The following is a 12,678-nucleotide window of genomic DNA, read 5'->3' on the forward strand; positions in this document are numbered from 1 at the left end:
GGTCACCGGAGCCTGCTCGACATGAGCACGCTGACCAGGTGCAGCACGGTCTGCAGGAGGGCGATGGCGGCCAGCGCGGTGACCGCGATCCGGCTGTAGAGCAGGCCGCCGTCGTCGGCCACCAGGTCGAGCGCGCCGGCCAGGAGCAGGAAGATCGACGCCTCGACGGCGCCGACCAGGCGGTGGAACTTGAGCGAGGCGACCATCTTGCGCGCGCTCGCCGCGCTCGAGGAGCGCGGCACGGCGGCGGCGTCCTGTACGGGCGGCAGGCCGCTCTTCGCGCGGGCGCCGTCGACCAGGTCGGTCTCGGACTTGATCAGGATCGCGCCCAGCGCCGCGACCACGCCGAGCGTGGCGTAGCCGTTGAAGCCGCCGCCGTCCAGGACGCCCGCCGCGTGCAGGCCGGCGCCGGAGAGCAGTGCGGCCTCGGAGAGGTAGTGGCCGACCCGGTCGAGGTAGACCCCGGTGACGGAGGTCTGCCGGCGCCAGCGGGCCACCTCGCCGTCGACGCAGTCGAGCAGCAGGTAGAGCTGGACCAGGATCAGCGCGGCGAGCGGTCCGGCGATCCCGGGCAGGATCAGCGCGGCGCCGGCGGCGATGCCCGCGAGGATCATCATGTAGGTGAGCCCGTTGGGCGTCACCCGGGTCCCGACGATGCGTCGGGTCACCTGGAGGGAGATCCGGCGCATGTAGATGCGCCCGGCCCAGTGTTCGCCACTGCGCCGGTCGAGCAGACCCTCGGGGTGTACGACCGAGCGAAGCTCAGCCGCCGTAGGTGTGGACATATTCGGTCACCGAATCCCGGATGGCGTCGTGGTCGAGGTCGAGATGTTCGAGGATGGTGAAACGTCCCGGGCGGGTCTGCGGCGCGTGACTCACCACCGCCGTGAACTCGTCGATGGTCAGGCCGAGATGCTCCGGCACGACCGGCAGCTTGTGCCGCTCGAGGGTGCTCGTCAAGAGCCTGGTCAGCGCCTCGTCGCCGCGCAGGTGGGTGGCGAACGCGGCGCCCAGGCCGACCTGTTCGCCGTGCAGCCCGTCGTGGCCGTCGCGCTCGCCGTAGAGCAGGTCGATGGCGTGCGAGATCTCGTGGCAGGCCCCGCTGCACGGGCGGGTGGTGCCGGCCACCGACATCGCTATGCCGGAGAGCACCAGGCCCTCGGTCAGCGCGACGAGGAAGTCGTCGTCCTCGATGCCGCCCGGGCGGTGCAGCATCGAGTCGCCGGAGGTGCGGGCCAGCGCGACCGCGAGGCCGTCCAGCGGCTCGCCGGTCACCCGGTGGGACAACTCCCAGTCGGCCACCGCGCACAGGTTCGACAACGACTCGCCGATGCCGGAGCGCACGAAGCGCTGCGGCGCGGCCCGGACCAGGTCCAGGTCGACCACCAGCGCGATCGGCGTGGGCACGCCGTAGGAGCCGCGGCCCGCGTCGTTGTCGAGGATGCTCACCGGCGAGGCGATGCCGTCGTGGGCGAGGTTGGTGGCGACCGCGACCATGGGCAGGCCCACGCGCGCGGCGGCGTATTTGGTGGCGTCCAGGACCCGGCCGCCGCCGAGGCCGACCACCGCGTCGTAGGCCCCGCCGCGCATGCGGTCGGCCAGGTCGACCGCCGCGGTCAGCGTGCCGCCGCCCACCGAATACCACTCGGCGCCCGGCAGTTGCGGGGCGAACCGCTCGCGCAGCCCGGCGCCGGAGCCCTCGCTGACCACGACCGCGATCCGGCCCGAGGTGGAGACCCGACGGTCGGCCAGGATGCCGGCCAGGTCGGCGACCGCGCCGGCGCGGATGTCGACGGTGAGCGGTGTGGGGACCAGTCGGGTCAGTACCGGCACGCGATCTCCCGGGCGACCGTCAGGTCCTCGGTGGTGTCGATCTCGGTCCACGGCACCCGGATGTCGGGCGCGCCGATCGGCTGCACGTCGACCCGGCCGCCGCGGTTCACCAGCTCCTGGTAGCCGTCCTCGTAGTACAGCTGCGGGTCGCGTTCGAAGGTGGCCCGGAGGGCGTCGACCAGCGCGGGCGCGGCGTGGCCCTCGATCAGCGTGACGCCGATGTACTCGCCGGCCGCCTCGGCCGGGTCCATCAGCTTGGTGATCCGGCGCATCCGGCCGTCGTCGCCGAGGGTGACCTTCATTTCCTCGTCGGCGAGCGGCTTGGCGGTGTCCAGGGCCAGGATGATGCCCTTGTCGCCGCCCCGCGCGGCCAGCATGGTCTCCTGTACCGAAAGCGGGTGCAGCGTGTCGCCGTTGGCGAGCAGCACGCCGTCGGCGAGGTGGTCGCGGGCGCACCACAGGGAGTAGGCGTTGTTCCACTCCTCGGCCTTGTCGTTGTCGACCAGGTGCAGCTTGAGGCCGTACCGGCGCTCCAGCAGGTCCTGCCGCTCGCGGATCGCGTCGCCGCAGTAGCCGATCACGATCGCGGCCTCGGTCAGGCCGACCGCGGCGTAGTGGGAGAGCGTGACCTCCAGGATCGACCGCTCGCTGTCCGGCGCACCGGGCGCGCCCACCGGCACCAGGGCCTTGGGCAGCGTATCGGTGTGCGGGCGCAGCCGGCGGCCGGCGCCGGCGGCGAGAACGAGGCCGATCATGAAAGGTCTCCAGTTCGATCGGGGGCCGCCGCGACGACGGCCTCCAGGGGGCGGTACGAGGGGGTGGAGGCCGAGGGGGCGGGGCCCACCGGGGTGGCGTCGTCGATGTCCGGGCGCGCGCCGCGCACCCAGAAGGCGACACTCTCGGCGAGCACGATCGCCGCCAACACGCCGGCCGTGACGATCAGACCGGTGCGCAGGGTGTCCGAGCCCGCCGCGGCCAGCACGGTCACCAGGAGCACACGTCCCTCGTGACCGAGCACCGCCCACACCAGCGCCCGGGGCGGGGCCCCGTAGCCGCCGCGCAGGCGATACACCGTGTCGTAGTGATGGTAGGCGGTGGCCGCGACCAAACCGAACGCCGCGGCCACCGCGGTGGGCACCACCTGCGCGGCCAGGACGGTGATCGCGGCGTATTCGGCGGCCCGGAAGATCGGCGGCACCACCCAGTCGAGCCGGCGCACCAGCGGGCGGCCGATCGCGACCCCGGCGCACAGCGCGTAGGCGCCCGCGCCGGCCAGGCCCCACCACTGGCCCGCGCCGCCCGCGAGCAGCACGGCGAGCAGGGCGGCGGTGCCCAGCAGCGCGGCCGCGGGGGCGGGCACGCGCAGCCGCAGCCGGGCGACGAGTTCGGCGAGCGGGCCGCTGTCGGCGAGCGCGGCCAGGTGCTCGCCGACCTGCGGGGCGGCCGGCGTGCGGCGCGGCAGCGAGCGCAGGACGCGGCCGAGCGAGGTGTAGCAGGCGGCGAGCACGCAGCCGGTGATCAGTACGACGAAGGTGATCCGCGGCGTGGTGGTCGCGGTGAGCACGGCGATCAGGGCCCAGCGCTCGCCGATCGGCAGGATGATCATCCGCCGGGCCCACACGGTCCAGCCGACCGTGTTCAGCTTGCCGGACAGCTTGGCGCCCGCGCCGCCGTCGGCGCCCGCCGCGTCGTCCTGGTCTCCACCACCGATGCCGCGCCGGGTCTCGTTGAACGCGAAGTCGACGATGTGCCGGGTGGTCATCACCACCATCGCGACCAGCGCGAGGGTCCACACGTCGTCGTCGTGCCGGGCGGCGCCGAGCGCCAGGCCCGCGTAGACGGCGTACTCCTTGGCCCGGTCGAAGGTGGCGTCCAGCCAGGAGCCGATCCGCGAATAGCTCACCGCGTAGCGGGCGAGTTGGCCGTCGGTGCAGTCGAGCACGAAGGAGAAGTACAGGCCCAGGGCCGCGCCGATGTAGCCGGCGCGGGTGCCGGTGGCCGCGCCCGCCGCCGCGGCGAGCGCGACGAACAGCGAGGCGACGGTGACCTGATTGGGCGTCAGGCCCCGGCGGGCGCACCAGCGGGCCAGGTAGCGCGACCAGGTGCTGACCGCGAAGGTGGTGAAGAAACCGTCCCGCGCCTTGACCGCCGAGGCGAGCCGGACGCGCTCGTCGTCCACCGCTGCCACCGCGGCCACCGCCCGGGCGCGCGCGTCCTCGTCGCGCGGCACCTCGGCGACCAGTTCGCCCAGCGGGACCTCGCGCACCGAGACGCCCGCCGCGGCCAGCCGCTCGGCGATCAGGTCGGGCACGCATTCGTCGGCGGCGGGCCGGTCGAGGCCGGCCGCGATCCGGGCCGCCTCGGCCCTGGCCTCACCCTCGACGGCGAGCACGCCGGGTACGTGTGCGGCCGGGAAGCGGGTGTCGGCGATCACCAGGCGCAGCGCGTGCCGGTGTCCGACGAAGCGCGCGTCGACGAGGGTGATCCGGTCCTCTCCCGCGGCCAACGCGGCCCGCAGCGCGCCCGGGGCCACCACCTCGATCTCCGGCACACCACGATCGAGCGCCGACAACTCGGCGAGCAGCGGGGCCGGATCGGCACTGGTGTGGGCGTCCGCCGGCCGGGGCGAAGACGCGGAGGTTGCCGTGGACGCCGTGAGGACCAGTGCCGTGGACAGGCGCCATCACTCCTTTTGCGGTGGTGCCGCGGGCACCGCCGATGAACGTGCGGTCGGGCACGGACCGGGAAGACAACCGAACGGGCGTGCAGGGAGGTGCGGAAACAACGAGACAGGCTAGCCGATCCCCCGGAGCCGCCCGAACGGCTCGTTCGCAACCGTCCGGCATCGTCGAACGTCCCACGTTTTACCAGATCAACGGGCGGTCACCGGGATCGATACGGCTGCCGGCCCCACCCGTTCGGTTTTTCGTGGGGTTCTCGTCGTGTTCGTTAGGATCGGCCGAGTCGGTCCCGACGCCCCCGTCCGGTGACCGTCGCAGCTCCCCGCCCCACACCCGCCCGGAGGTGACCGCTTGTCCGCGACCGATGTGCCCGATATCAGCGTCGTAGTGATCGTCTACAACGACGCCCGACGGTTGGTGCACGCGGTCGCATCGGTACTCGGCCAGACCCTCGCCAATCTCGAGGTCGTCATCGTCGACGACCACAGCACGGACGACAGCTTCGCCGTGGCCGAGCGGTTCGCGACCGAGCACCCGGGCAGGGTGCGTGCCATCCGCCTGCCGGAGAACAGCGGGGGATGCAGCCGGCCGCGCAACGTGGGCATCGACGCCGCCCGCGGCACCTACGTGATGTTCCTCGACAGCGACGACGTCCTGGACCGGCACGCCTGCAAGAACATGCTGGTGGCGGCCGACGAGACCGGTGCCGACCTGGTCTCCGGGTTGTGCGTGCGGGTGCACCTGGACAAGCGGAACAAGGTCACCGAGTGGTACCCGGCGCTGTATCGCGAGCGTGCGGTGCTCTCCTCGGTGGCCGAGAAGCCGGAGTTGTTGTACGACACGCTGTCGACCAACAAGTGCTACCGGCGGGAGTTCCTCAACAGCGCCGAGTTGCGCTTTCCCGAGGGCTATCACTACGAGGACCTGCTCTTTTCCGCGCGGGCCTATCTCGCGGCGTCGAAGCTGACCCTGATCCCGAGCACGATCTACCACTGGAACGTGGTGGAGAAGGCCGAGAAGCTGTCCATCTCGAACCGGCGCAACGAGATCCGCAACTTCATCGACCGGGTGCGGATCCATCAGCTCATCGACGACGAGTTGCGGGCGCGCGGCGAGGTGGAGCTCAAGCTCCTCAAGGACCGCAAGTTCATCCAGCACGACCTGGTGCTCTACCTGTGGGGCCTGCCCTTCCAGACCGAGGAGGAGCGCGACGGCTTCATCGCCGTGGCCCGGCCCTACCTGGAGACGCTGGACCCCCGGGCCTTCGTGGAGGCCAACCAGATCCCGGCGATCGCCGCCTATCTCGTGTTGCGCGACGACCGGGTGAACCTGATCCCGGCGATCGACTTCGTGCTGAACCGCAGCAAGATCACCTCGCCGCTGCACCTCGAGGGCGACCGGGTGTACTGGTGTGCCGGGCACGTCGACGACGAGTTGGGCCGGCAGATTCTGGACGTCACCGACACGATGCCGTGGACCAAGCCGCTGAAGTCGCTGTGGCTGGGCAACGAACTCACCTCGGTGAGTTCGGTGGGCGGCGTGGTGCGGATGTCCGGGGTGATCGTCAATCCGGTCGAACGTATCGGCCCCGACGCGAAGTTGTCCGCGCACCTCGAGTTCCTGCCCCGGCGCAAGAAGCTCGCCCCGCTCGCGGTGCGGCGCCCGGTGCAATCGATCAGGCGCACCCCCGAGGGGATCGTGTGGGAGGCCGAGGTCGACCTCGCCGACACCATCCATCCGATCGGGTTGATCGACCCGGTCTGGGACGTCCGGCTGATCATGTCGGTGGACGGCGAGAAGGTCACCACCCGGATCTTCGGCACCTCGATCCCCGAGCACGTGCAGTCGTTGCCCGCCCGACCCCGGCTGAGCCGACTCGCCGGGGACCAGTTCTCCCTGCACATCACGTCCAAGGGGCACCTGGCGTTCGAGCTGATCGCCGAGGGGGCGACCGCACGGCGCAGCGACGAGTTGTTGACCAGGGCGGTGCAGAGCCGGGCCGGCGTCAAGGCCCGGGGCATCCTGCGCACGCAGTTGCGCCAGACCGGCGCGCGCAAGCGCAAGCTGCTGCGGATGGGCCGCGAGGTGCTGGGGCAGTTGCCGGTGCGCAAGGGCACCGCGGTGTTCGAGAGCCACCTGGGCAAGCAGTACGGCGACAGTCCGCGCCACATCTACGAGGAGCTGCGCCGCTCGGGCGCGCCGATCAAGGTGACCTGGGCCTATGCGGAGAGCAAGGCCGGGTTCCCGGCCGACGCGACGCTCGTCAAGCGCGGTTCGTGGGCCTACTACAAGGCGCTCGCGCAAGCCGAGTTCTGGGTCGACAACCAGGGCTTTCCCGGTGACGCGGTGAAGAATCGCGGCACCACCTACATCCAGACCTGGCACGGTTCGGCGCTCAAGCGCATGGGCTTCGACATGCCCTCGGTGAAGCACTCGGGCGAGGCCGAGCAGCGGCGCCTGCAGGAGATGGTCGATCGGTTCGACCACTTCGTGGTGCGCTCGGAGCACGACGTGCGCACGCTGGTCCGGGGCTACCGGCTCAAGTGCGAGATCCTGCGGATCGGGTATCCGCGCAACGACGCGCTGATCGACGGCGAGGCGAGCCGCGCACAGGTCGCGGCGCTGCGCGAGCGGTTGGGCCTGGCGGGCGACGAGCGTCGCGTGGTGCTGTACGCGCCGACGTTTCGGCAGGAGGAGGACGGTTCGATCACGCCGTTCACGCTGCCGTTCGATCCGGCCCGGTTCGTCGAGGAGTTCGGCGATCGTTTCGTGTTGCTCGTGCGTACGCACTACCTGAACACGGTGACGCTGCCGCCGTCGCTGGCCGACCACGTCAAGGACGCCTCGACGGTGCCCGACGTGACCCAACTGCTGCAGCTGACCGACGTGTTGATCACGGACTACTCGTCGCTGATGTTCGACTACGCGTTGCTCGACCGGCCGATGGTGTTCTTCACCTACGACTACGACGCGTACACCCGCCAGTCCCGCGGCGCGTACTTCGACCTCGCCGAGACGGCTCCCGGGCCGCTGGCGCACGACGAGGACCAGCTGTTCGGGCATCTTCGCGAACTCGACGCCGCCGCCCCGGAGTACGCGGAGCGCCGGCGGGACTTCGTGGAGTCCTACGGCGAATACGACCACGGCACCGCGGCGAAGACCATCGTCGAACGTTTCTTTCTCGGCAAGGAATCACAGTGAGCGACGTCGAGACCGTGCGAGCACACCCGTCGCGGGACGTCTTCATCGTCTGCAACAACATCGAGGAACTCGGCGGGTTGCAGCGTTGGGCGCACCACACCGCCGCGATGTTGACCGAGGTCGGGCACACCGTGACGCTGATCGGCGTGGTGCACCCGGAGCAGATCCACGACTACGGCCGGGACCTGCCGTATCGCACGATGTACCTGCACGAGGAGCATCCGCCGTCGGCGTGGAGCCCGCGCACGGTGCGCGACCGGTTGAACGTGGGCGCGCAACGCCGTGAGGCGCTGCGCAAGGCGTCGGTGCAGCAGGCCGCGGACCGGCTGACCGGGCTGTTCCGCCGGGCCCGGCCGGGCGGCATCGTGATCGTGCCGCAGGTGTGGGCGATGGAGTGGGTCGGCCTCAGCGACACCTCCGGGCTGCGGGTGATCGGGATGAGCCACGAGTCGTTCGAGGCGTCCGCCGCCTCCTCCCGGCACCGGCGGGTCAAGAAGTACTTCGCCGGGGTCGACCGGCTGTTGCTGCTGACCGCCGAGGACGCCGACGCGTGGAGCCGGGACGGGCTCAACAACACCGACTTCATGCCCAACCCGCTGCCGATCGAGCCTCGGGAGTTCACCCCCCGGTCGAGCCGGGTGGTGGTGAGCCTGGGTCGGTTCTCCTTCGAGAAGGGCTACGACCTGCTCCTGGAGGCGTGGGCGCTGGTCGCGCCGCGGCATCCGGACTGGACGCTGCGGCTGTACGGCGCCGGTCCCGAGGACGCCCGGCTGCGGGCGCAGACCTGGACGCTGGGCGTGCACGACAGCGTGGAGTTCCCCGGGCGCACCTCGGACATCGAGGGCGCGTTGGCCGACGCCGCGGTGTTCGCGCTGTCCTCCCGGGCGGAGGGGTTCCCGATCTCGCTGCTCGAGGCGATGGCGATGGGTGTGCCCAGTGTCGGCTTCGACTGCGCGCCGGGTGTGCGCGAGATCATCGCCGACGACGGCAACGGCCTGCTGATCCCGCGCGGGAACACCGAGGAGTTCGCGCGCGGCCTCGACCGGCTGATGAGCGACCAGGGCCTGCGGGATCGGCTGGGCAAGCAGGGCCTGACGGACGTCCTGCGGTTCTCCCCCGAGGCGATCCTGGAGCGCTGGGAACAGCTGTTCGTCTACGTCTATCGCTGAGCCGGATCGGTCGCCGGGCCTCGGGGTGAGGTCCGGCGGCGCCGGATCCGGGCGTCCAGCACCTCGCGCACCCCGCCCACGCCGCCCGCGAAGCGGATCGCGAGCGAGCCGCTCGCGGTGGCGTAGAACTGGGCGAGCGCGAGCCCGTGCCGCAGGTCCGGCTGGACCCGGCGGCCGAGCCCGGCACCGGCGGCGACCTTGGTCTCCAGGTGGGTGCCGTCGCGCAGGTGGACCACGGCCCACACGTCCCACACGGTGAACGGCTCGCCCGTGGACAGCAGCGTGTTGTCCAGGCCGATGGTCGTGCTCCAGGAGCCGCCGTCGGGATCGACCGGTTCCTCGTGGAGCACGCCCGTGCCGGCGCCGGCGACCCGCACGGCCTCGCCGTGTCGATCGCGCAGTTCCAGCTCGATCCGGTGCGGACGCCCCGGACGCAGGCGCTCGTACAGGTCGCGCACGCGCACGTCGAGCACGCTGCGGCGGCCGGCGTGCACCGTGGCCCGTACCTCGACGGGCAGTTCGGCGGTCGGGATCGCGGCGAGGCCGTCCAGTTCGACCGCGGGAGCGCGGTCGTCCCACACCGGCACGCCGTCGCGCTCGCGCAGCGGACCGGTGAGCCGGGGCGGGTCGGCCGCGAGCCGGGACAACCGCATCAGGTCGACGGGCTCCTCCCGCGCGCGCACCACCGCCGCCGCCCAGCGCCCGGCGGGCCGGGCGAGGGCGAGCGCGCGCGGGTCGAACCCGGCCAGGTGGGCACGGGTGGAGGACCACCACTCGGCGCGATACGCCTCGGTGCGCGCGTGCAGGTCGCGCAGGTAGAGCGGCAGGTCGTGGTCGACGAACTTGGTCTCCGCGGCGAGGCGCAACTCCGGGACGGGGTCCAGGATTTCGAGTACCTGGCGGTGTGCGTCCAGCCGGTCGAGCCAGTTGCGCACCCGGTCCCGGCGCAGCGAGATCGACGGGTCGCCCGCCGCGCGGCGCACATGCCAGGTGTAGACGTCGTCGGTGATCACCACGAAGCGCGGCCCGGCCGCGTACACCCGGGCGGTGAAGACGAAGTCCTCGTAGTGCGCGGCGCCGTCGGGGAAGCGGATGTCGTGCTCGATCAAGAACGCGCGGCGGTACGCCTTGTTGACGGAGAGCGTGTCCCACAACGTCCGCGGCCGGCCCGCCAGGCCGTCGAACACGCCGGGGCGGGCGAACAGGTCCGGCTGCCACTGCACGTCGCGCACCCGCGGCAACTCGCGGCGTACGCACCGGCCGGCGACCACGTCGGCCCCCTCCCGGACGCCGGCGTCCACCAGCGCGGACACCGCGCCGGGCGGCAGTACGTCGTCGCTGTCCAGGAAGACGATCCAGTCGGCCCGTGAGGCGTCGACGCCGTCGTTGCGCGGGGTGCCGCAGCCGCCGCTGTTGACGCTCCGTCGGATCACCCGGACCCGGGGGTCCTCGGCGGCCAGGCGATCGGCGACGGCCGCCGAGGCGTCGGTGGAGGCGTCGTCGACGATGGTCACCTCGGTGACCGCCGGGCCCTGGGCCAGCGCCGAGCGCACCGCGTCGGGCAACAGGGCCGCGTCGTCGTAGACGATCACCACGACGCCGACCCGGACCTGCTCGGCCATGGTGCTACTCCCTGTCCGGGTTGTTCGTCGGGTTGGTCACCGGCACCTGTACCGGGGCCGGGGACTTGGCCTTGGACTTGCACCCGTTCGCGGGGAACGGGATCACCGGGACCGGGGCGGGCTCCTTGCCGGGCGCGGGCGCGGCCACCGGCTCGAAGCGGTAGCCGCATCGGGTCGGGTTGCTGAACAGCACGTCCAGGCCCAGCTCCGGCCGGTCCCGGCGGATCCGCTGCACGGTGTCGAGGGTGGCCGGGTCGTTGGTCATCACCCGGATCGGGGTGCCCGGGAACTGCCGGGTGATCCGGTCCTTGAGCGCCGCCGGGCTCTCCTGGGTGCCCAGCGGCGGCTTGACCGGCCAGGCGACGCCGAGGTTGCGCTGCATCACGTCGACCCACAGGGTGCCGTAGTAGTTGGCCTCCCAGTCGTTGCGCATCTGCAGGATGGTGGCCTTGCCGTCGGGATCGGGCTGGGCCTGGACGGCGGCGAGCACGGCCCGGGCGAGCTTGGGGTGGTCCATGCCCTTGAGGAAGTAGCTGACGCCCCAGCTGTAGTCCTTGCCCGGCTTGCGCCACACGTAGCGGTCGGGGTTGGCGTTGCAGGCGATGGTCACGGTGACCGCCAGGGCGAGCGGAACGGCGGTCCACGCGTTGGCGAACGCCGGCCTCGGCCGCCGGCCCGGGCGGAAGTATCCGGGCTGGTGGCGCGGCACCACCAGCCAGGTGGCGCCGAGGCACACCAGCGCAACCACGAACAGCTGGTGGAGCAGCTTCTCGTAGTAGTAGGAGGTCTCGCCGATCACCGCGGTCTGGTACAGGAACATCAGCGCGACTATCCCGACGGCCCCGAGCATCCACAGGATCACCCGCCGGCGTACCGGGTGCCGCCACGCGTACCTGGACGCCAGGCCGAGTCCGACCAGGAAGACCAGCAGCATCAGCAGGTGCCGGTTGGTGGGGCTGATCCCGCCCGCGGCGTTGACCGCCTCCGACTTGCTCGCGTACTTCCAGTTGACCACCGGCACGATGAGCGCGCCCACGGCGGTGATCACGGCGACCACCGCGGTGAGCAGCCGGCGCTCCAGCAGCTGCTTGCGGTAGCCGATCAGCCAGACCAGGAGCATGGCCCCGGCCAGCGGCAGGAACAGGTAGTAGGTGAACGACAGCGCGATGGTCAGCGAGGCGAGCACGCACAGTTGCTCGCGCAACCGCGACAGCGGGCGGGCGACCACCGCGACCAGGAGGGCCAGCAGCGCGAGCCCGGCGAACTCGCTCGGGAAGCCGCGCAGGAACATCGCCATGCCGTCGCCGAAGTACAGGTAGGCGGCGGCGGCCGAGGCGAGCACGAGGTAGCGCCACGGGGACAGCGCGGTGCCGGCGACCCAGCGCATCGACCACATGACCGCGAAGATCATCAGGACGAAGGTGGCCGCGTAGAAGTAGACGAAGTGGTTCATCGCCTCCTGGCCGGAGCCCGCCCCGGTGCCCGCCCGCCAGAAGTTGTCGAACAGGCCCATCGCGAAGTGGCTGCCCTGCGGGTACGCGGTGAGGTCGTCGGTCAGGCCCGCCTTGAGGTCGGGGCGGTGCATGAACGTGTAGCCGCCGGCGGTGCGGATGCCGTCGTAGAGCGCGAAGTGCCGGCCCAGGTCCTCGGCGACCGCGATCAGCGAGATCCTGCCGACCAGACCGCGGCCCAGGTAGGGCCACAGGGTCAGGAAGGTGATCACCCCGGTCAGCCCGACGGTGAGCAGGTCGGGCAGGGTGCCCACGCGCGGCAGCTCGGGACGGCGCCGCAGCAGTGCGGCGACCAGCACCAGGACGCTGAAGCCGAGCCCGGAGACCGGCACCGGGTGCAGCCCCCACGGCCACGCCGAGAAGAGCAGGCCGGCCACGCACATCGCGCCCGCGGTCAGCGCGAACGCGAGCACCAGGCGGTCCAGGACGGTGCGTCCGGCCCGCAGCAGCGAGGCGACCAGCGCGAGGAAGACGAACGGCAGGACGATGGTGGCGTGCGCGGCGTACGCCGCGAGCGGGATCAGCCAGGACAGGGCCAGTGCGACGAGCACACCGATCGCCAGGCGCCCGCCGCCCACCGGGGACGCACCGCGCGGCGCGGCCGGTGCAGGCGTCGACAGGCTCGTCCTCGCGCTCTCTGAGACGGTCACGGATCCTCATT

The 12,678-nt window shown here is 71.8% G+C and carries 8 protein-coding genes; 2 read left to right on the forward strand and 6 right to left on the reverse strand.

The genetic code is table 11. From position 1 onward, the window contains the following. Window positions 1–2: 2 nt before the first annotated feature. From ACFRCG_RS09075 to ACFRCG_RS09090, 4 genes are read right to left on the reverse strand one after another with little or no spacing between them, the layout of a single operon-like run. A complete protein-coding gene (locus tag ACFRCG_RS09075; RefSeq protein ID WP_380030138.1) occupies window positions 3–785 on the reverse strand; it encodes a CDP-alcohol phosphatidyltransferase family protein in 783 nt (260 codons plus the stop codon). Then, window positions 763–1,833: an iron-containing alcohol dehydrogenase family protein gene (locus ACFRCG_RS09080; protein WP_380030139.1), complete on the reverse strand. Its 1,071-nt coding sequence runs from the start codon at window positions 1,831–1,833 to the stop codon at window positions 763–765. The genes ACFRCG_RS09075 and ACFRCG_RS09080 overlap by 23 nt, the downstream gene beginning before the upstream one ends. Then, entirely contained in the window at window positions 1,821–2,588 is a 768-nt protein-coding gene (locus ACFRCG_RS09085) for an NTP transferase domain-containing protein (protein ID WP_380008765.1), read from the reverse strand. Before ACFRCG_RS09085 ends, ACFRCG_RS09080 begins: the two co-directional genes overlap by 13 nt. Beyond that, entirely contained in the window at window positions 2,585–4,375 is a 1,791-nt protein-coding gene (locus ACFRCG_RS09090) for a DUF5941 domain-containing protein (RefSeq protein WP_380030264.1), read from the reverse strand. Before ACFRCG_RS09090 ends, ACFRCG_RS09085 begins: the two co-directional genes overlap by 4 nt. A gap of 490 nt (window positions 4,376–4,865) precedes the next feature. Here ACFRCG_RS09090 and ACFRCG_RS09095 point away from each other — a divergent pair, with 490 nt between their 5' ends. After that, the gene (locus tag ACFRCG_RS09095) at window positions 4,866–7,715 is read left to right on the forward strand and encodes a CDP-glycerol glycerophosphotransferase family protein (protein WP_380030140.1); all 2,850 of its coding nucleotides are present in this window, start codon (window positions 4,866–4,868) and stop codon (window positions 7,713–7,715) included. Beyond that, the gene (locus ACFRCG_RS09100) at window positions 7,712–8,884 is read left to right on the forward strand and encodes a glycosyltransferase (protein WP_380030141.1); all 1,173 of its coding nucleotides are present in this window, start codon (window positions 7,712–7,714) and stop codon (window positions 8,882–8,884) included. The genes ACFRCG_RS09095 and ACFRCG_RS09100 overlap by 4 nt, the downstream gene beginning before the upstream one ends. On the opposite strand, the gene ACFRCG_RS09105 is transcribed toward ACFRCG_RS09100, so the two are convergent. Beyond that, complete coding sequence (locus ACFRCG_RS09105; RefSeq protein ID WP_380030142.1) at window positions 8,875–10,506, reverse strand: glycosyltransferase family 2 protein; 1,632 nt, start codon at window positions 10,504–10,506, stop codon at window positions 8,875–8,877. The two genes, ACFRCG_RS09100 and ACFRCG_RS09105, sit on opposite strands and share 10 nt — an antisense overlap. 4 nt (window positions 10,507–10,510) lie before the next feature. Continuing rightward, window positions 10,511–12,667: a hypothetical protein gene (locus tag ACFRCG_RS09110; RefSeq protein ID WP_380030143.1), complete on the reverse strand. Its 2,157-nt coding sequence runs from the start codon at window positions 12,665–12,667 to the stop codon at window positions 10,511–10,513. Window positions 12,668–12,678 lie beyond the last annotated feature (11 nt).

The organism is Embleya sp. NPDC056575 (genome assembly GCF_042793325.1).
Taxonomy (GTDB): Bacteria; Actinomycetota; Actinomycetes; order Streptomycetales; family Streptomycetaceae; genus Embleya.